This is a genomic window from Streptomyces yaizuensis (assembly GCF_034961445.1).
In the GTDB taxonomy this organism is placed as follows: Bacteria; Actinomycetota; Actinomycetes; order Streptomycetales; family Streptomycetaceae; genus Streptomyces; species Streptomyces yaizuensis.
Genome location: NZ_BSBI01000013.1, coordinates 25,924 through 45,044 on the forward strand (window position 1 = coordinate 25,924; position 19,121 = coordinate 45,044).

Here is a 19,121-nt window from a genome sequence, read left to right on the forward strand (position 1 = left end):
CAGCGGTCGGCGGCGGGCTCTCGCGCTGCCCGCGGGCATGGCGGTGTGCTGCTCTTCGTGTGGCTGAACTTCGGCCGGAAGAGCTGGAGGGCCGGGCTGTTGCAGGGGATCGTGGTCCATGGGGACGCCGAGCCGGCGGCCCTGCTCCAGCGGCGATCACACGGGCGGCTCAGCTACTGCTGTTCGGCCTGGGCGGCCTCTTCCGCAGCGGTGGCCGTCGGCCTCTTGCCCGCCTGCACCTGCTGCAGACGCTTCAGCGTCGCGGAGAGCATGTCGTGGGCGTCGGTGACGTCACCGCTGGCGTCCTCGATCTTCACCTCGATGTTGACCGTTCCGGAGCGGGCATAGGCGTACGCGCTGCCGCTCTTCCTGTTGAGGAGGAAGGCGGTCTCGTCGCCGGCCTTCGCTTTCAACTCGTGTGCGGTGAGGCCATCGCGGTGTGTCCATGCGGAGTAGGCACTCTTCGCGTTCGCCGCAGTGTCGAACTGGCAGATGTTCAGGTCCATCATCCGGGAGCTCGTGGACCCCTGGTAGTGGTAATCGGTGTCGCCGCCCCTCGTCCAGCCGGCCGGCTTCTCACCTTCTGTGTGGGTGCAGTCGTCGGCCGTCCCGGGGAGACCCTTGTCTCGGTTGCCGAGGTCGTAACCTGCAGGCGCCTCGCCGCCTTCCGGGATGGCCTGCGTGATCTCCCCTTGCGTGAACTGCTTCGTGAGGGCCAGTTCCGTGGCGTCCTTCGCCGCCTTGCCGTTCCCGTCGTCGGATGATGAGCAGGAGGTCAGCGCCAGGGCCGTCACGAGAGCTGCGGGGAGGGCGAAACGGCTGCGTGTCATGGGCACACCTTAACGTCCTGGGGACCATGTTCGTGGGGGTATGTCGAGGCAGGTGATTGCCCGTTGCTGGCTCGGGCGCGGGCGGCCTGTGCGTCTGATCTCCTCGGGCGAGTGTCCGGAGTCGGCACACCGGAAGGAGGGGGCAGCGCGGTGCTGCTGTGCCTCCGGTGCTGTGAGCTCACAGGTGTGGCTACCCGAGTGAAGTGGCGATGTCGGACGCCGTCATCAGCCGTACGTGGGCTGTGTCGAGGCCGGCCGGGTGCAGGGCGAACACTTCGCTGTTGCCCGGGAGTGTGATGTCGCCGCGCAGCAGGAAGGTGAGCGTGGCCTGGGTGATGTCCAGGTCCGGAGCGTCGTCGGTTGCCGGGGTGCCGAGGCGGCTGGCGAAGGCGGTGGTCGTCTCGCCGGTGCGCCGTCGGTAGGTGCTGTGGGATCCGTCGGTGTGGCGCACGATCACGGCGTCGGCCCGGGCTGCGGCCTGCCAGGTGGCGAGCTCGCCGAGTCCGACGCGTGCGCCGGAGGTGAAGAGGTTGGTCAGGCCCTGGCCGAGGGTGGCGAGGTCGTCAGCGTAGCGGTGCACCGCGTGGTGGGTCCCGGTGACTCCTTGGGCGACGTCGAGCCACCGCATGGTTCGGGCCGCTACGTCGATGACCATCGGGACGCTCGCCCTGGCCTGGCCGGTGAGGTCGAAGCGCTGCTCGACCTGTCGGGCGTCGAAGACCTCTCCGGTGGTTCCCGGCTCATCGCGGAGCATGAGTCCGGCGAAGGCTTCGCCGAGGTCGTCGAAGGCGACGTTGTTGAAGGAGTAGACGCTGGCCACGAGGTAGCGGACGCCCGCGGCAGCCAGCTGTTCCAGATCGAGGTCGACGAACTCGCTTGCGCCCTGCGGGGCGGGGGCGCTCGTCAGGTCGCCCGAGTGCACGGCGGCGGCGCGGGCGAAGCGAAGGTTGGTGTAGTCGCAGGTTCCGACGTGCTGCCAGTTGGCGTTGTACAGGGCGGTGGACAGGTCGAGGTCGGTGCGGCCGGAGGTGTCGCTCTCCATCCAGTGCAGGAAGAGGCGGATCGTCCGTCCGGCGGGAACCGGCAGTTCGCTGCCACGGGGCAGCGTGACCAGAGCGCGGGAGGCGGTGCGCTCCGCGAACGGGGCGATCACTCCGTCGAGTGCGGCGTCAACGACGGCGAGTTCGACGTGTTCCAGCTTGCCCGCCCGGTTGAGGATTTCTCCGGTCAGGATGGCCTCGGCGCGCTCGACGACGTTGGCGGTCAGTGGGGCCCGCTGGTCGGCGACGATGTGGGCCTTCGCGTTGCCTCCCTTCGGGAAGAACACGCGCTCGGTGCCCTTGCGGGTACGGCTCCGGATCTCGCCGAGCGCGGAGAGCAGGACGGCCGGGGCCACGCGGGGCGCGGCTTGTACGAGCGCGCTGAACACCATGTCGGCGTCGTCGGCCGTGCGCAGCAGGTGGTCCAGCCGGCGCAGCAGTTCACCCGGGCGCTGCGCGAGCAGCGTGAGGGCCCGCAGGATGTCGGAGCGGGTAAGGGCCCCCTCTACTTCCGCCGCCCACGAGGTGATGAGGACCTTGGAGCCGGCTGCCGTCGCGGCCGGGATGCCGCTCGCGGTGTTGCTCAGCCGCGTGGAGAGGGTGTCTCCGGTGAGGCGGAAACCGCGGAGGGCGGCGAAGGCGAGGGCAGCCTTCGGGAAGCGGTTCGTGTGTTCGAAGGGGTGCAGGCGCTCCGCGGCCTGCTTCCACGGCTTGCTGTGCCGGCGCATGTCCTCGGCGACGAGCGAGGTGTCGAGGTTGTCGAGGATCGAGAGCAGCGCGCGGCGCAGGGGCCGGGGAACGGCGGTGAACGGGATGGCGATCAGTCCGGCGTCGCCTCCGGAGCGGACGGCCAGCAGGCGCAGGACGTCGGTCGCCGTGTTGATCCTTGCCGCGGCTGCCGGGAGTGTCACGTCGTACGCGGTCGGGTCGGCGAGGAGCCAGGACAGGGTGCGCGCCTTCGTCTCGCGGCCGGGGATCGTTTCGGGGAGCCAGGAGAGGTCTCTGCGGTTTCGGGCCTCCAGGAGGAGGCTGAGATGGTCCGTGTCCTGTGGGCTCAGCGCTGTCGGGCGGGAGAGCAGGGTGGTCAGTTCGTGTCCGGCGTCGGCGGTGCGGGCGGTGTGATCGCCGCCGTGGGAGAGGACGCGGAGGCGGTGCGGCAGCCCTCGGTCGGTGCCGGATGCGCGCCGGGGCCGCTGAGGACGGAGGAACGGGTCGTTGGCGTCGATGCTGCGGTGGCAGATCGGGCAGGCCGAGATGTCCGATCCGTCGAAGCACGCGTGGCATATGAGGTGCGCGCACGGGGAGATCGCGTGCACGGTGCTGTCGCTGCCGCACAGGACACACGGTTGTTCCGGCGCCTGGAGGAGGACCGCCAGGACCCGGTCGGTGTAGAAGGCCAGCGTGTCGCAGGGCGTGCTCTGCGGAAAGTTGCGGAACAGCGGGACGTGTGGCCGGTCGGCTCCCAGTGCGTGGTCGATGTCCGCCAGCAGGGCGCGGCCCTGGGCGGTGAGTGTCGTCACGTCGAGCGCGGCCATGGCCTGGCGGAGCTCTGCCGACATCAGGTAGCCGCGGTCCAGGAGATCCGCATCGAGAAGGGCCACACCCGCGAGGGTGTCCACCGTGGGCTGACCGGCATGGGTGGGGAGGTACACGGTGCCGCGACGCGCCAGGAGGGCCGCTGCGATGCTGCGGTGACTAGACGTGGTCGTCGGGGTAGTCGTGGTCGTCATGGCCGTTCCTCTCCTGCCCGGTGTTGGCCGGGGGCCGCGGCGTAGTCGCCGACCGGTTCGGCCGGGGACTACGCGGGTTCTTATGGTGCCGTGGGGGTCAGGTTCGAGGGGCCCCGTCCGGGTGGCAGAGGGGCGCGGCGGGATTGTCTGGTGGAGCGCGGTGCGCTTGCGACCTTCGGGTGCGGGGCGGGAAGTGAGCGCGCTGAATCCATATCCAAGGGGTGAGAAGGAAGCACGCTGGGGAGCCGCCCCGCAGCCCGACACTACAAGCTGCGTTTCGCGAATCGCACGGATTTTCGGCTCGCTGCCTGATCTCCGGTGTTCTGGCATCAGGCTTTGCAAGGAGTTGGCGGTGCACCGCCGCGTCCAACAACAGCAATCAATTTACTTACCATCAGGCATTTTGTCAATTTTTATGTGTCGCATGGGTTGGCGATCCGTTCTCGATGCAGGAGACATGGCCCCACCCGGAAGGGTCCTTGGTGATCGGCTCGCCCTTTCTGTACGGCCTTCCGCAGCGGCACTCTCCGCCGAACCTCGCCCTGACGTTCCGGCTGCCGCGCCGGGTGCGGGCATGGTCCGGACGGTTCTGCCGTGGCTCGTCGGCCGTCTGCGGTAGCTGGGCAGTTGGCGGAGCGGACCCGAGGGACGTTCCTGCTGAACGCTGCGTTCGGGCCGCCCGGCTCGCGGCTTGGTCGGCGACCGCGTTGTAGGGATCTCCGTCGATCTGGTGGGCTCGCACGTGGACAAATTCGACGACGCGGCGGGTCAGTAGCCGGTCGATCTGAATCACCAGGTCCCGGTTGGCGACGGGTGTGCCTGCGGCGGTCTTCCAGCCTCTGCGGCGCCAGCCGGCAAGCCAGGTGGTGGCGGCTTTCATGGCGTATTGCGAGTCCATGCGCACTTCGAGCGGCACGGCCGGGTCGGTGGCTTCCAGAAGCTTGAGCAGGGCCGTGAGCTCGGCCACGTTGTTGGTGGCCGTTCCCAGCGGCCCGGCCTCCCAGCGTGCGACGGATCCATCGGCCGCTGAAGCCACCCAGGCCCAGGCCGCAGGCCCGGGGTTGCCCTTGGACGCGCCGTCGCAGGCGGCAATGATCTTTCTGGTCATATCTGCTTTCCTCCTCGGCCGATCAGTTCAACCAGGTGCTGCGGCTGTCCACGCGATACGGCGTGAGTACAGACGGACTCTGGTGAAGGTGGACGTCGATCCGGGGCTCCGGAAGGTGAATCTCGCCAGCCGGCCGTCGCAGCCTCAGGCCGCGCCACGCGACTGTCGCTGCTGCGGACCAGGCGAAGACCGCGATTCCGGCGGCGGCCGCACGACCCGTTTCGGGGGTTCCCATCCACACCATGGCCACGGAGGCGGCGCCCCACAGGCCCCAGATGGCGCGTCCGGAGCCGCGTCGGCAGGCGGCGAGCAGGAAGGCGGCGCAGCCCGAGAACTGCCAGGCCCTGTAGGCGGTTTCGCCAGAGATCGGGAGAGCGGCCGCTTGGCCGTCGAGGTACGTTCGCACGGGCTCGGTGAGGACGGCGAGCAGGCCCGTGCGGTCCGGGGTTGCCGTTGCTGCTTCGACCCACGCGAGAAGCAGCGTCATCGTGACGTACAGCGCCGCGAACGGCGCGATCACGACGACGGCCGTCCGCATGAGAGCGATTGCCGAGGGCGCGGACTCGTAGAGGGTGTCCACGATGTCGTCCCAGCGGCTTCGGAGCCGACTGTCGGCCCACCAGCCGCGGACTCGACTCCAGCGGCTGTTCGGGGCGTCGGGGCGTTCGGATGATGCTGTCGGCGGGGATGCGGAGTTCATCGGGCTCCTTCTGCTGTGGGGCTGGTTCCGGGAGCCTAGGAAGTCGGCCCTGTGGACAGAGCCGGGCACGGGGACACCCCGGCTTCCGTACAGCGGGTGTGACGCCGCAGCACCGGCGGAGATGAACGATCACGGGATGCCTTCGGCGGCGCGGCTGAGTGGCCATGACGGCGGTCCGGTTCGGCAACCAGGCTGGCTGCACCTGCCATTACGAAGCGTCACAGTCCTCCGGCCGGGCAGTCCGGCGCACCTCCGTTCGCCGGCTACGGCGCGCTGTCCCCTCAGGGTGGTTCCGTCGGCGGAGGGCCCAATGCCGCCGAGGCCCCCTCGGCTCGGTTCCGTGGCGCTGTCCGGTTCGGGCCCGGACGGAGCAGTGACGCCGGGGCGATCCTGGCCAGAAAAGAGCTCCTCGGCCCTGCATCGGGATCCGTCGCGGTAGTGCGGGACGGGCCGGGACTCTCCTCGCCTCCGTGCCACGCCAGCTCTCTCACGGCCACCAGCGCGATCAACTCGGACTGCCTCGGAACGCCCGTCATCCCCGCCGGCGGGCTGGCCTGGTCAGGGGCCACCCCACTCAGCGACACTTAGCTTTTGATTCTAGGTTCCCTGGTTGATAAATTAGCGTTCCGTCAGTTGAGCATGCTCCTCAGGCAGGCCCGACTGACCGCCGAGCGTCGGGTACGGGACCGGGGCGCACCGGGTGCATGACCGAGTGCCAGCTGACGATCAGTCTCCTGGACGCGTCCGCGCACCGGCCCGCACCTTGCGCGACACTCTCCAGGGCGACGCGCACGAGTGGATGAACTTCCCTCGGGTCGAACTGCTGCCCCTCGTCGAACAGGCCCGGGACCTTCTCGGTGTAACCACGGCCTCCGCACGAGCTCCTCTGCCCGGCGGATTCGCCGGGCGACTCTCCGCGCACCAGGAGGGTGACGAAGCCGTGGCGGCACTCCGCCGTGCCCACGAGCGGCTCTCCGGCGCGGTCACCGCATTGCTGGCGCTGTCGAGGCCGCTGCGTGCTGCCGCGATGGCGGTCGAAGCGGCGCTCTCGGAGCTGGCCGACCGTAGCCCTGGCCGGTCGGCCGCGCACTGCTGGGCAACGGCGACGTAGCTCGGTTCGGTAATCCGTTCCGTACGTGACCTCGGCGGCGGGGGCAGGTGACCGCGGCCGACGTGTGCGGCCGCCATGGTCTCATGCTTGACCTGGCACTTGAACTGCGGACGCGGCCGATGACGGCAGCTGGACTGCTGCCTGCCTCGACGCACCCTTCCGCTCGTCGGAAGGAGCTGTCGCGTCGCTAGTCCGCGAGCACGGCGCAGAGCTCCCGGCCACCCCGCGGCCCCTCGCGGTCGACTTCGCGCAGGGCAGTTCGGCGCCTGCGGCGGCTCGGGGCGCGACACCGGCTGTGCTGTGCAGTGGTGTTGCTCCTGCTGTTGTGTCAGGTGAGCCGGAAGTCCTCGGGTGCCCAGTCGAAGTCGTCCCAGTGGAACCCAGCGTATCCCCCACCGGCATTGAAGTACCTGGCGATCGCCTCGCCGATGATCTGTTGCGCTCCGGCGTCCGAGTCGGACCGCGTGAGAGCGGCCACTTCGTTGGCCGACAGCCGCAGCGGAACGTAGCCGGATCGGACGGCGCTGGAGCCGCGGATGTCGAACGTCGTGGCCCGGCTGACCTCCGCGTTGGCCCCAGCTTGGGCCTTCTCGATCTGGCGTGCCCTGCGTTCCCGTCCGCGCTCCGTGGTCTGGACCTCGGCCGCTTCCGCGCGGAGCCGCTCGGCGTGGTCACCCTGTGGGGTGCGGGTGCCCTGCAGCCACCGGCCCACGGTCCTCGGGGTGACCCCGTATGCGGCAGCTATGGCCTGTCGGTTGCCTCCGTACTTCCGCTCCAGAACGTGGGCGGTCTGGGTGGTGGTGCGCACGGGAGTTCTTCCGCGGAACAGACATTCCCGGAACCGGGCGATCGTGCCCTTCTTCGATTCGTCGGCGGTCATGACGGCGTCTCCTCCGGGTCCTCCTGGCCGTCCTCGCCCACGGCCTGCCCGTCGGTGGCAAAGTCGTGTGCGAGGCGGGAGGGATGGTCTCCGGCGTCCATCGCAGCGATGACTGCTTCCATGGGGATGCTCGACTCGTGCTTGGACGACCCGGGCGCGATGCCGAGCCTGAGCGTTCCGGGGACGGGTTTCCCGGTCTCCGCGAAGGCGAGCAGCTCATGCGGGGTGGGTTCGGTGGCCGCGTAGAAGCAGGCGTCGACGTTGACCGCGAACGGGGCTCGGCCGGTCAGCTTGCAGGTCTTGCGCATGCGCCGGTGTGCCGCGATGCGGGCGGCGGCGATGATGTGGAAGCGCAGTTCTGGCCGGTAGTGCCACGTGGCGGCGACTTTCTGCAGCCACACCTCGTCGTCTTCGATGGACCTGCGGGCGCTGTCGGTCCATTTGCCGATGCCACCCTTGTAGATCTCCTTGTAGAGAGTGGCGAGCAGCAGGGCGTCCGTCGCGTCCGGGTCACCGGTGGTCTTCTTGTGGGCGGCGTAGGCGTCGAGGAAGTCCTGCGAGTCCTGTCCGTCGATGAGTCCGAGCTCGGCGTAGGTCCGCTTGTAGCCGCCGCGCAGGCGTCCGGTCCACTCCTTGAGGAGGGGCACGGTGTGCGTGGACAGGTAGGCGTCGGTGATCCCGGCGGGGTCGTACTTGTACTCAGTGACCATGTAGGCGACGGTGGGTGTCGCGTACCAGCTGGGGCCCTGGGGCGTTTGGCCGTGGAAGGTTGCCGGGTGCGGCAGGAGTTCGTCGACGGCGACCTGGCTGAAATCGCACCACCACAGGCCGGCGGTCTTGGGGTCCCAACGCGGTTCGGTGTGGTATTCGAGCGGGCCGACGGGCAGGCTCAGGGTTCCCGTCACGGACAGGTAGGAGGCGCAGGTGTCGACGACAACCGCGTACGGCATCGCCTTCTCGTCCTCTGTCAGGGGGCGGGCCCAGAACTTGAAGTCCTCCTCCTGGCACACCGCCTCGTTCTTCTCGACGAGGGCACGGGTGAGGGGGTGACGGGCACCTGCGGCCGGGGCGATGGTGATATCGCCCGAGGGCAGAGAACCGTCGCGCGGCTGCGGCTCCCATTCGCCGGTGTCCTCGTTCTGGATCCACTGCTTCCGTGGGCGCACCGCGTCGAGGAGCAGCATGCCCGTTGTTGCCGGGGTGGAGCCGGGCGCAACGCCGAGGTCGGAGACGAAGGTGCGGATGCGGCGTGCGAGCGTCGCTGCGTCGGGCTGTCCGGAGAGGGAAGCGAGTCGGGCTGCTTGTTCGTTGGTGGCCTTCTGCTTATCCGAGCCCTGGCCCAGCCATGGTGTGATGACGATGCGGACCGAGGTCTTCGGTCCGCCCGGTGCTCCCTTGCGGCGGAAGACGTGTATGGTCGGGCCGATTTCGTCCGAGAGCTCCATGCCGGCACTGGCCGCGACGGTGGCGAGCTTCTTGTGGAGCTGGGCGCGGGCTTTGTCCGTGCTGGGAAGGGCTGCGGGCAGTCCGAGCGCCTTCAGGGTGGCTGCGGAGAGGCAGATGCTGCCGTCCCCGTTGCGGCCAGCGTCGTGGATGCGGTTGACCCGTACGGGCAGGCCGGTGCCCAGCCAGGCGAACCAGTCGGTCAGCTTCTTGCCCGCAGGGGGCGGGAACTGGGCGATGTCCAGCTTCCAGCCGTCCGGTCCCATGTCCAGGGCGACGGCCGGCCAACGGCTCGGCGCCGGGGCTGCTGTCTCTGCAGGGACGGCCGTTCTCATTCGCGATGGGGTGGTCGCGCGGTGGGGAGCTGCCGGGCGGTCGCGGTACGGGGCTTCGGGCCGGGGAGCGGCCTCGTGGCGCGGAACCTGCGGGGCCGGGGCCGTCGAGGGTGCGGGCTCTGCGGGTGTTGCGGCCTCACGCTGGTCGCGGAGGTTCTGCTGGCGTTGGATCTCCGCAGCGCGTGACTGCACGGTGCACTTCCTGGGGCAGCGCTTCCAGAACGATGTCCACTGGCCGGCCTGCTCTTCGTGTACGAAGTTGTAGCCGGGCCGGGTGGTGCCCGCGCATCCCCCGCAGCCTCCCAGGCGTACTGCCGTCATCGTTTCGCCTTTCCTTCCTGCTCAGTTCAACTCGGCTGCGGGAGGTCAGTCACGGGGGGCTCCGAAGATCTGCTGGAACGGGTTGAGCTCACGCCGGGCGACTTGTGCCGCGGCGGTCCGCCGGGCCTGGTCGTCGGGGGCGATGGTGCGCAGCTCGGTCTCCGCTGTCTGCATGAGGTCCGCCGTGATCGAGGCGGACTCGTTCGCTGTGGTGCCAGGGATCTCGTCTGCCAGGCGTTGTAGGAGTGCGCGTACGGAGGCGGTCGCGCTCTGCTCGTGCGCAGCGATCCTCATGATCATGGTGAGGAAGTCCGCCCGCGCTGAGAGGGGCGTTCGCAGGCGCTGTTCGAGGGGCCATTCGCTCAGTGCGTAGAGACCGCGCAGGGGGGTGAAGGTGTCCGCGCCCAGTGCCGGGCAGATGTAGCTGGCGGACTCCGTGTTGGTGGCGTGCCGTCGCTCCTCGTCGCGCCGGACGCTCGCCAGGCGTGACCACGGAAGGTCGTTGCCGGTGAAGGCCAGGCTGACGGCGCGGATGACCTTCGGCGCTGCGGGTGCGCCGATCAGTCTCAGGGTCTGCCGCATCTCCTCCTTGCCCCCGCGTGGTGGCAGGGCGGGGGTGGCGGGCGCCGGCTGTCCGATTCGGGCGTACCAGGCGCTCTCCGCGAGGCGAAGCTGATCGCAGGCGTCCTGGATGTCCCGCTCGCTCCGCTCGGCGAGCGCGGTACGTGCGGCTCGGCGGAGTTGCTCCATTTCCCGCTCAAGCGTGTCGAGTGCTTCGTCCATGGCGTCCCCTTTCGCGGCCGCGCCATGATACCAATCTTCACCATGCTTTTCCCAAACTCTGGCACGCTGTCCGGAGACCCCTGACAGTTGCCGCCAGCGGCCTGGAAACACTGCTGGGGCGGTCTCAGCGACCGCCCCTGCAGAGCGAAACCGGCCGTTTGCTACGGCCGAACCGTCACGGACTACTTGCCCTTGGCGGCCTCCTTGAGCCTGGATCCCGCGGAGACCTTCACCCCGTAGCCGGCCGGGATCTGGAGGGGCTCACCGGTCTGCGGGTTGCGGGCCGTACGGGCGGCGCGGTGGGTGCGCTCGAAGGACACGAAGCCCGGGATGATGATCTTCTCGTCGCCCTTCGCCACAATGTCGCCGACGGTCCCGGCGAGGGCGGACAGAACAGCGTCGGCGTCCTTGCGGGTCACGCTGGCGCGGTCGGCGAGCGCGGCCACCAGTTCACTGCGATTCATGAGATAACTCCTAAGCCTTGTCGGGCATCTTGAGAATGGATGATGCCGTCAGCGCGCGTCGGCGCCCGCACCTAACGGCAGCGGGGCCTGCCCTGCGAGGGGGGGGCTGACCGGATCACCGGCTACGGCGGCTGCGAGTGTGCCACGCGTCGCGGGCGAGCCACACCGTGATGGTGAGCGTCACCGCCACACAGGCGCCGAAGACGACCGCATGGCCCGCACTAGCCGCGACGGATGCGGCCACGAATGCGATTGCACCGGCCGCGACGAGGCCGGAAGCCCCCGCCGTACCGCGCTCCCCTGCTCGCTTCACAACGCTCACACCCCTCGAACTGGTTCCGGCGAGCCGGGGGGATCCCATGCGGCCCCACGGCGCACGGATGGGGCCCCAGGCCCTCGGGGCGTCACCCTGTGCGGCTGACAGTTAAGACTGTACCAGTATTCTGCTTTTTTGTAAAACTATACGTGCAATGCGAGCACCTGGGGCGGCATCGGTGCGCCACGCACTCCCACCTCATCCACCTCACCGGAAGAACGCAAAGATGCGCAGCTCATGTCACTTAAGAGGAGTCACTCACGCCTTGGCGCCAGCGGCATCCACAGAGTTTTCCGGCCGCCAGGAGTTGACTTCGAACCCACTTTGACGTAATATTTTAGGTGTCACCAAAGTCTTCGTCCCCGGCTGCCGGATCTCACAGGAGGTCCGTGCATGGTCTGTCACAAGACGCTCTTCCGGCACGCCCGCAGCAGGGATTCCCCCGCTGCCGCGCAGGGTCCGGCCCGCTTGTACACCACCGGGCTGGTCTCCCGCCCAGAGGTACAAAGCCTTCGACCACAGGGAGGCGTAGGGCCCGGAGCTTCTCCAGGTGCTCCGGCGGCTGTGGTCTCCAGCCGTCCACCTGCCCGGCCACCCTCCTCCGGCTGCCCGGCCCCGGCTCACCCCACCTGGGCCGGGCAGCACCCTTGAGTCAGATGGCTCGAAAGCCATGAGCGGGGAGAGACCTCTCAGATCAGGCGCCATCGAGCGTCCCGATCATGACGACGGGCACAAGCCCGGGTTCGGCGGCGGGTATGCGACAAGCCGATGCACACCGCCAGGTCCGGCACAGCGAACGCACCGATTCCGCCCGTCCCAAGCTCCGTGCGCAGTCACCTGTATCGGCACGCCGGCCTGTCCCTGAGCCCGCGGCCGACAGAACTCCGTACCCCCACGATCCCATCAGAGGAGAAGCCGACCGCCCCTTCCCACACACGTGCTGACCCTGCCATCACGGCCATACGCATCACACTGGAACTGGCCGGACACGACCTCACCGAAATCCTGCTGTCGCGAGTCGCCCAGGAGCACGGTTCCCCATACCTCACCGTGCGCTACAACCCGGACGACTCAGAGGACTTCCGGCGCAAGGAGAAAGTGACCGCCGCCTACGCCCGAGCTCTGCAGGACGCGGGCTGGCACGGGGCACTGGACATGGGGGCCCTGGTCCTCATCCCCGGCGTCCCGCCGCAGGACACCGCTGCGGACAGTTTCGTCGCGGCCTGGAGCATCGGCGTCGAGTACGCCATCGAAGCCCAGGGCGCTGCTGACCAGGCCCGCGAACGACAGCTCGACGCTGGCATCACCGAGGCCCTCTGGGAAGTGACCGACGCCGCAGGACGCATCAAGCAGGTACTCACTCAGGACCCGGACCTGTCCTGATCTGCCGCCGGGCCCGCTCCGGCGCGCGAACCCCAATCCTGCTCGAACCCCTCGCGGGCGCGGTCACGCAGGCCCTCGTGCACCTTGCCAGCATGTCAGCGCGCCGCACCCGACTTCATCTCCGAAGGGAGAGGCATGGCCCCGGATTCTCCCAGCTCACCGGCCGAGTTGCCCCTGCGCGGTTTCGGCACCCTGCACGTCCAGGCGGATGTCCTCGACCACGGACGGACCAGGTACACCTTCCGTACCCGGCACGCCCGGGGAACGCTGGTGATCGTTCCCGAGACGCCCCACGGCGGCGCCGTCGTTCCGAGAACGGTGCGTGTCCAGTTCGGCGATGGCGTGGACAATGTTGGCTGGTATACCGCCCGGACGGATGAGCCGGTCATACGCAATGTGCGCATCCACGGGTTCACCGATTCCATCAACCCTCGCACGGTTTCCCGGCGCGACTACTTCCTGACCTCCCAGGCCGTCGTCCTGCGCGACAATGGGGTCACCCGCCGGATCCCCGACGGTGCCCGGACCCTGACCGAAGCGATCGTCGTCGCGGTGGTCCGCGAGTGGAACCGGCGCAGCGACCGCGCCGAGCTGGTCCGTGCCGCTGCTTGTCACGCGGCCCCCGAGCAGGTCAGGCACGAGCAGAGCGTCATCGACAAGGCCGAGGCCGAGCTGCGGGCTGTGCGCAGCGAGCGGGCTGCCGTCCGGCTTCTCATCAGGCAGGTGGCCGGCCTGGTCCGGCGCCGCCGACCGGACGTCCTGGCGGCGTCGGCCGCCGCCGTGCGCCTTCCCTTCGTCGGCCAGGAGGGTATTCCGATGGGCGTTCTGACTGTCCGGGAGAAGGAGGTCAACGTCCTGCCGGGCCGGGTGGTCTACGAAGTCGAGGGGGGCAGGGTCCGAGGTATGTTCACCGTGGGTCCCGACATCTACGGTCATTCACAGGCCGTGCCGCGGGGCGTCTACATCTCCTACAGTCGGCCGACGGACGCGTCCTGGTTCCGGGACTGCACCGGGGAGCCGTCCGTCAACGGCGTCCGCCTCAGTGGGGGGTGGAGTCACGGAGGTCGGTCCGGCGATATCACCCCCGTCTCGCCTGAGCGTCTTCCCGCTCAAGTCCGTCTCGGCCCGCGGAGGTCGATAACAGCGCCGGAGGCCACTGCCCGCCGGGCCTCAGCGGTACTGCGTGCCCTCGCCCTGCACTACCTGTCCCGGCCGGACGAAGAGGCCCTGCGCGTCGCTGCGGGAAAGCATCGTGCCGGAATGACTCGCGCGGCCGCACGCGAGAAGCTCAGCCGTCTCCGGAAGCACGAGTCCGCGCTCACGTCCAGGCTGCGTCGGCACCGGGGCCGCAAGCAGCAGTACCTCGACCTGTTCCAAGGGGGCGGTGCGCGCCGGCCCGTACCGGTGGTCGAGCGGCGCCCGCCTCACCGCGCACTGAGCCAGGCGGCCTGACCACCCTCGCCGGTCGGCCGGGGGAAAGGGGCCCGGCGCCTAGGAACAGCTGCGAACCGGAAGGAGCCCCGGGCCGTCGATCTCGTGAGAGGAGGGGGCCCGGGGGCTCACCGCGCTGCCCTGGGCAGCGCGAGGGCAGTGGCTGCTACCCGGGCCTGCCGGATGACTCTGTCGGCGCTCCCGTGGCTGCCGTCGGCTGCTCCCGCCGGTGGGGTACCCGTCGAGGATGGCGGTGCTCATCGTTCGCTCCCCGTGTGCGGAACGTCGGTTTCGACGTTCGAGGGCTTGGAGAGGCCCGTCGAGCGGTCGTCCGGGCCGGCCGGATTCGGCTGCGGAATGGCCGGTCCGGGGCGACGGTGGGTGCTGGCACGAAGCCAAGGTGCAGCGGAGGAAGAGAGCGTGCGCAGACCGCAGGGCTGTGCGGGCGGGTCATGCGGCGGGGCGCAGTTGCTGATCGGCGAGAAGGGCGGCTTGGCGGACGCGGATTCGGGTCCAGCCGGGCTCCTTGGGCAGGGATCGCAGATGGCGGCGCAGCTCGGTGGCCTGGATGATGGTGACGCTGGCGCTGACTAGTCCGCCCGGGGGTATGGCGGCATAGTGGACGGCGATGATGGGACGCACCGGGTGGCCGAGTACTTCTGCGGCGCGCTGTGCCTCCCAGATCACGGTCTCGACGGCACGCTGCTGCGAGTAGCGCCCGTACCAGAGTTCTCCGCGGGCATCGATGCGCACCTTGGAGGTCTTCGACTTCCAGGTCTTCGTGTCAACATATACAACACCACAGCACCCAATGACCAGCTGATCAAGATTTGCCCTTGAATGGGGTATTTGACGGTCATGGAGTACGGCCCACCGGCCGAGTCCGCACCAGACGAGCGGGGCGAGGATGCGTCGGGTGCGCCGCTCGCCGGCGGCGCCGGTGGCCCAGGAGCTCACCTTGCTGCGGTAGACACGGCGGAGGGTCAGGGCCGTGACGACGGCGAACAGTGCGGACGCCACATACCAGTTCGTGGCAGCCGCCATGATGTAGGCGACGCCGGCCGTCGGGATCAAGGAGGCAGGGAGCGCCCAGGCGGCGGTGCGGTGCTGGGAGTGCCGTTCGTCGGCGCGGATGGCGTCGGCCATGGCCTGGGCGCTCGCACCGGCGCCACTTCGGCGCTTGAAGAGTTTCCTGGGCATCGTGGATCTCCTTCGGATTCGGTCGACGAGCTGTGGTCGTGATGCTGCGGAGCCGGGCCTGTGGACAGCGGCCACGGCCGGACCGGCCATCGCTGCTGGCCTCCGTGTCAGGTGGAGGAAGTGGTGCGCGGGGCCGGGTAGGCGGTGCAGGCAAGGCGTGTCCGGTGCCTGCCGATGCTTCGGGCGAACCGGTGGTTGCCGGGGTGGTGGACTGTCGTGGCGCCGATCGCTTCAAGCGCTCGGGCGAGCCAGCGTGTGCCATCCTCCCCGGGCTGGCGGGGCGGTGCCCCGAGGTTCGTCAATCGTCTCGCCGCCCCTCTGTGGCCCACCTCGTCGCGCCGGATCTTCGCCGCGGCCCTGTCGGAGAGCACGGTGGCGTCCGGCAGGACGGTGAGCCGGCGTGGGCGGGTGCGTCCCAGGTAGAGGAAGTCCTGGGCGACGTAGACATGGCCGATGTGTCCGGGGCTGATCAGCTCGGGCCCGTCGGGAGTCTGGCGCGTACGGGGTTGCGGATCGGAGTGGGCGACGACCCCGCGTATGCCCTGGAGGGCGGCTGCCTTGAACGCCCTGGAGCAGAGCCAGGATTCGGCGTTGGACTCGGCCCGGTCGAGCAGTACGAGCCTGTTGAGCTCAAGGGTCTCCGTGTACCTGCCGGTTCCTTCGAAGATGTCGAGGACGGCGCCGTTCATCGGAATGCCGAGTGACAGCACACCCAGGAGCCGTCCGCCTTCGGGCTCGTCGGGGCCGGCCGGCTCGTCGATACGCTGCAGTCCGTAAGCGAACCGGACTGCCGGCCTTATCTTCACGATGATCTTTCAAGCAGCCACGTCAGGCACGTACCGGCCGACGTGGCTCAGTCATCGGTATCCATGGGGTGTTCAGGATTACAGGCACATACGTCACGTCCTTCCGTGCTGAGCGGGCGGAGGTGACTAGGGACCGGGTCGCGTGGGTCGTCGTCGGAGCGGACGACTACGCCCTGCACCACGAGGGGTCGCTCTTCCTCGTCGGACTGCGCAACGCCGGCCGGGCGTACAACACCGAGCGCACGTACGCGGGCCGTACGGCCTTGTACCTCTCGTACTGTGCTCACCAGCGGCTCGACTGGGCGGCGGTGACGGTCTGGCAGCTGTCGCGGTTCCTGCACTGGCTGGTCGAGGAACCGCTGGCGTCGCGGAGCCGGCGGGGTGGCGCGCCGGAACGGTTCCGCGGGGACAACACCGCGAACGCGATCGTCGGCACGGTCTGCGAGTTCCTGGCCTTCGGCGTCCGGATGGGCTGGGTGGCCAAGGAGTTGCTGGGGCAGCTGACGGAGCCCAAGTACCTGCGCTACCTGCCTCCGGGCTTCGACCCGGGCGAGGACGGCCAGCACCGGACGGTCCGGGCCCGGCTGATCAAGCTGGCCTCGCTGGACGCGGGGATCGAGTGGCTGACCATCGAGCAGATCGCGCGCCTGGTGGAGGTCGCCCGGCACGCGCGGGACCGCTTCCTGGTGCTGCTGTTGTGGAGCACGGGGATGCGGATCGGTGAGGCGCTGGGCCTTCGCCGCGAGGACATGCACCTGCTCCCCGACTCCCAGGCGTTCGGCTGCCAGGTGAAGGGCCCGCACGTTCACGTGCGGCGGCGGCTGAACAGCAACGGCGCCTGGGCGAAGTCGCGGCGGCCGCAGGTCATACCAGTGACCACCGAGCTGGTCGCGGGCTACGCCGACTACCTCTACGAGCGGGCCGCGGTGCCGGAGGCCGAGTTCACCGAGCAGGTCCTGGTGAACCTCTTCCGGGCCCCGCTGGGCCGGGCGATGACCTACTCCAACGCCAAGGACCTCTTCGACCGCCTCGCCCGCGCGGCTGACCTGATCGCCCGCCCACACATGGTCCGGCACGGCGCGGCGACGCACTGGATCCGCGGCGGCACCGACCGCTCCGTCGTCTCCGACCTGCTGGGACACCTGTCGGACTCGTCGATGAGCGTGTACGTCCATGCCTCCGACGAGGACAAGCGGGCCGCCGTCGAGCGGGCGGACGCCCGGCGTCTGGAGATCGCGCGATGAGCCTGCAGACCGTGGCCTCCCCGGCGGCTGATCCGGCCGTGGTGCCGCTTCCCTTCGACCGCCCGCGGTGGCAGGCGTGGCTGGACGAGAACATCGACCCGTTGTGGCGGCCCGACGAATGGGTCGGTGAGCACTGGCTGTTCACCGGCGACCCGGACGAGTCGACGACGGCGATCTGGCGCTGCAACAGTGCCGGCTGCCACGTCGCGGTCCGCGCGAGCCGGCACCTGTGCCGGTCCTGCTACGAGCAGTTCGTGGAGAGCGGGCTCAGCCGGGAGGAGTTCGCGACGGTGGGCCGCCGGGCGACGGTCCGGGCGTTGCCCGGGTCGCGGCCGCCGTGCTCGGCGGAGCGCGAGGGGGTCCGCTGCGCGCTGGAGGCGGCGAGCCGTGGCAGCTGCATGCCGCACTACGTGAAATGGCGGTACCAGTACAAGAGCGGGCATACCCAGCTGGACCTCGCCGACTGGCTCGCGACCGTGGCCCATCCCCTTCCGCCCGGCCGCCCGTGCCTGGTGGGAGCCTGCGACGGCACGGCGCACGGCCGCCGGACGGAGCTGTGCACCTACCACCGCGAGCGCTGGCGCCTGCACCGCAAGGCGCTCGGCATGAAGGGCCCGACCGGCGAGGACCTGGCCGTCTGGGCGGCGGTGCAGAGTCCGCACCTGAACGGCTTCCAGTTCACCCTGCTGCCGCTGAACCCGCTGCTGCGCCGCGAGGTCCTCTACGCCCTGGTCCAGCGCGATACCCAGCGGCCGACGCTCAGCCCCGTCGCGGTGCGGCTCCTGGTCCCCGGCCTGGAAGGCGTCGACAGCATCGCCGCCCTGCCGCCCAAGCAGCTCGCCGACCTCGGGTACATCGACCGCAACTGCGAGGCCCACTGGAACGACGTGCTGCGCCTGGTGCGCGCGGCCTTCGACCGGTTCCGGGGGATCGATCCGCTCGACAAACCGGTGTGGGAGCTCGCCGACCTGGGTCTGCGCTCGCGCACCCGGTCCGGGGTCCGTACGGTCCCGCGGCAGTTGGACACCTCGGTGATCCGGCAGGACTGGCTGCGCCGGCTGCTGGCGGACTGGGTGAAGGAGACCACCCCCGAGAACACCGACTTCCGGCCCAGGTGGCCTTGGCAGTGAACTTTCCTGCCGCGTCCAGTCGGTGGGTGAGAGCGGAGAGCTGGGCGGGGGTCAGGACGGCCAGACGTCCAGCCGTGGTGATGCGCCACGGAGTGGGCGACTCGTACGTGAACGCATCCTCGTCGTCGAGGCGGTAGCCGTCGGTGTTCTCGCGGTAGATGCATCCGGCGTTGAACATCGAGCGCAGCAGTTTGGTGGAGACGTTGGTCGGCAGATGCCCGTTGGGGTGGCTGCCCGCGGTCTTGAGGTGGGTGCGCTCGGACGGGGTGAGTACGGTCGGCTCGGCGGATGGCATGGGGGCCTCCAGGACGGACGTGCCGCAGGGGCGGCGGACGGCTGGGCCTCGCTCGGGGTGGGGTCCTGATCGGGGGCTTGGAGGTCGTGGAGGACTCCGCTTTGTCGAGGCGGGTCAAGCGCTCGGGGGCCGCCGGGGTGGCCGGCGGCCCCCGGAAGCGCTATGCGGCCCGGACGGGGACCAGGAGCACCGGGATTCCCAGGGCGAGGAGGCCGGTCAACTGTTCGGGGGCGAGCGTCGCGGCGGGGTTGGTCCGCACCGGGGCCGCGGCGTGCGAGAGGGGGTCCGGCTGCGGCGGCAGGTCGGCGAGCTTGCGCAGTTCGGCGCGGATCAGCCGTCGGGTTTCGGTACCGCCCGGGACCTTCACCCCGGCGCACTGAGCGGCGTGCGCCATCTCCGTGTCGGTGAGCGCAACGACGTCCGCCTCGGTCAGGTTTCCGCCGTGCTCGCGGAAGAGCTCCATCGCGGTGATGAACGACTTGCGGCGACGGTTGAAGTCCTCGCAGACGGGCTTGGGCGTTCCCGGGGGGAAGACTTCGCGGGCGGTGGGCATCGTGATCATAGGACTCCC

At 69.5% G+C, this 19,121-nt stretch carries 17 protein-coding genes; 5 read left to right on the plus strand and 12 right to left on the minus strand.

The window, feature by feature from the left end; genetic code table 11:
* Positions 1 to 173: 173 nt before the first annotated feature.
* The 4 genes from SYYSPA8_RS27440 to SYYSPA8_RS27455 form a co-directional block, all read right to left on the minus strand.
* Positions 174 to 830, minus strand: coding sequence for a hypothetical protein (locus tag SYYSPA8_RS27440; protein WP_323450032.1), 657 nt, complete (start codon positions 828 to 830; stop codon positions 174 to 176).
* A 190-nt stretch (positions 831 to 1,020) separates the two neighbouring features.
* The gene (locus tag SYYSPA8_RS27445) at positions 1,021 to 3,600 is read right to left on the minus strand and encodes an MXAN_6230/SCO0854 family RING domain-containing protein (RefSeq protein WP_323450033.1); all 2,580 of its coding nucleotides are present in this window, start codon (positions 3,598 to 3,600) and stop codon (positions 1,021 to 1,023) included.
* A gap of 406 nt (positions 3,601 to 4,006) precedes the next feature.
* Entirely contained in the window at positions 4,007 to 4,708 is a 702-nt protein-coding gene (locus SYYSPA8_RS27450; RefSeq protein WP_323450034.1) for a ribonuclease H family protein, read from the minus strand.
* Between the two features lie 22 nt (positions 4,709 to 4,730).
* Complete coding sequence (locus SYYSPA8_RS27455; RefSeq protein ID WP_323450035.1) at positions 4,731 to 5,288, minus strand: hypothetical protein; 558 nt, start codon at positions 5,286 to 5,288, stop codon at positions 4,731 to 4,733.
* 832 nt (positions 5,289 to 6,120) lie between these two features.
* On the opposite strand from SYYSPA8_RS27455, the gene SYYSPA8_RS27460 reads away from it, so the two are divergent.
* The gene (locus SYYSPA8_RS27460; RefSeq protein WP_323450036.1) at positions 6,121 to 6,519 is read left to right on the plus strand and encodes a hypothetical protein; all 399 of its coding nucleotides are present in this window, start codon (positions 6,121 to 6,123) and stop codon (positions 6,517 to 6,519) included.
* Between the two features lie 328 nt (positions 6,520 to 6,847).
* Here the strand turns inward: SYYSPA8_RS27460 and SYYSPA8_RS27465 are convergent, their stop codons facing one another.
* The 5 genes from SYYSPA8_RS27465 to SYYSPA8_RS27485 form a co-directional block, all read right to left on the minus strand.
* Entirely contained in the window at positions 6,848 to 7,399 is a 552-nt protein-coding gene (locus SYYSPA8_RS27465; RefSeq protein WP_323450037.1) for a homeobox domain-containing protein, read from the minus strand.
* A complete protein-coding gene (locus SYYSPA8_RS27470) occupies positions 7,396 to 9,108 on the minus strand; it encodes a hypothetical protein (RefSeq protein WP_323450038.1) in 1,713 nt (570 codons plus the stop codon). Before SYYSPA8_RS27470 ends, SYYSPA8_RS27465 begins: the two co-directional genes overlap by 4 nt.
* Before the next feature lie 435 nt (positions 9,109 to 9,543).
* On the minus strand, positions 9,544 to 10,281 hold the full coding sequence (locus SYYSPA8_RS27475) for a hypothetical protein (protein WP_323450039.1): 738 nt from the start codon (positions 10,279 to 10,281) through the stop codon (positions 9,544 to 9,546).
* 182 nt (positions 10,282 to 10,463) lie between these two features.
* Positions 10,464 to 10,745 carry an HU family DNA-binding protein gene (locus SYYSPA8_RS27480; protein WP_323450040.1) on the minus strand — a complete coding sequence of 94 codons (282 nt, stop codon included), beginning with the start codon at positions 10,743 to 10,745 and terminating at the stop codon, positions 10,464 to 10,466.
* Between the two features lie 115 nt (positions 10,746 to 10,860).
* Positions 10,861 to 10,989 (minus strand): hypothetical protein, encoded by a 129-nt coding sequence (locus SYYSPA8_RS27485; protein ID WP_323450041.1) that lies wholly within the window; start codon positions 10,987 to 10,989, stop codon positions 10,861 to 10,863.
* Positions 10,990 to 11,886: 897 nt separating this feature from the next.
* On the opposite strand from SYYSPA8_RS27485, the gene SYYSPA8_RS27490 reads away from it, so the two are divergent.
* Both SYYSPA8_RS27490 and SYYSPA8_RS27495 read left to right on the plus strand, forming a co-directional pair.
* Positions 11,887 to 12,444 (plus strand): hypothetical protein, encoded by a 558-nt coding sequence (locus SYYSPA8_RS27490; RefSeq protein WP_323450042.1) that lies wholly within the window; start codon positions 11,887 to 11,889, stop codon positions 12,442 to 12,444.
* A gap of 270 nt (positions 12,445 to 12,714) precedes the next feature.
* A complete protein-coding gene (locus tag SYYSPA8_RS27495; protein ID WP_323450043.1) occupies positions 12,715 to 13,896 on the plus strand; it encodes a hypothetical protein in 1,182 nt (393 codons plus the stop codon).
* A 429-nt stretch (positions 13,897 to 14,325) separates the two neighbouring features.
* On the opposite strand, the gene SYYSPA8_RS27500 is transcribed toward SYYSPA8_RS27495, so the two are convergent.
* Together SYYSPA8_RS27500 and SYYSPA8_RS27505 are read right to left on the minus strand one after the other, a co-directional pair.
* Positions 14,326 to 15,075, minus strand: coding sequence for a nuclease-related domain-containing protein (locus SYYSPA8_RS27500; RefSeq protein WP_323450044.1), 750 nt, complete (start codon positions 15,073 to 15,075; stop codon positions 14,326 to 14,328).
* A 107-nt stretch (positions 15,076 to 15,182) separates the two neighbouring features.
* Positions 15,183 to 15,881: a Mom family adenine methylcarbamoylation protein gene (locus tag SYYSPA8_RS27505; RefSeq protein ID WP_456115172.1), complete on the minus strand. Its 699-nt coding sequence runs from the start codon at positions 15,879 to 15,881 to the stop codon at positions 15,183 to 15,185.
* Between the two features lie 122 nt (positions 15,882 to 16,003).
* Between SYYSPA8_RS27505 and SYYSPA8_RS27510 the strand changes: the two genes are divergently transcribed.
* Together SYYSPA8_RS27510 and SYYSPA8_RS27515 are read left to right on the plus strand one after the other, a co-directional pair.
* Positions 16,004 to 17,125 (plus strand): tyrosine-type recombinase/integrase, encoded by a 1,122-nt coding sequence (locus SYYSPA8_RS27510; RefSeq protein WP_323450046.1) that lies wholly within the window; start codon positions 16,004 to 16,006, stop codon positions 17,123 to 17,125.
* Positions 17,122 to 18,255: a hypothetical protein gene (locus SYYSPA8_RS27515; protein WP_323450047.1), complete on the plus strand. Its 1,134-nt coding sequence runs from the start codon at positions 17,122 to 17,124 to the stop codon at positions 18,253 to 18,255. Before SYYSPA8_RS27510 ends, SYYSPA8_RS27515 begins: the two co-directional genes overlap by 4 nt.
* A gap of 455 nt (positions 18,256 to 18,710) precedes the next feature.
* Here SYYSPA8_RS27515 and SYYSPA8_RS27520 read toward each other — a convergent pair whose 3' ends face one another.
* A complete protein-coding gene (locus tag SYYSPA8_RS27520) occupies positions 18,711 to 19,112 on the minus strand; it encodes a hypothetical protein (protein ID WP_323450048.1) in 402 nt (133 codons plus the stop codon).
* Positions 19,113 to 19,121: the final 9 nt, after the last annotated feature.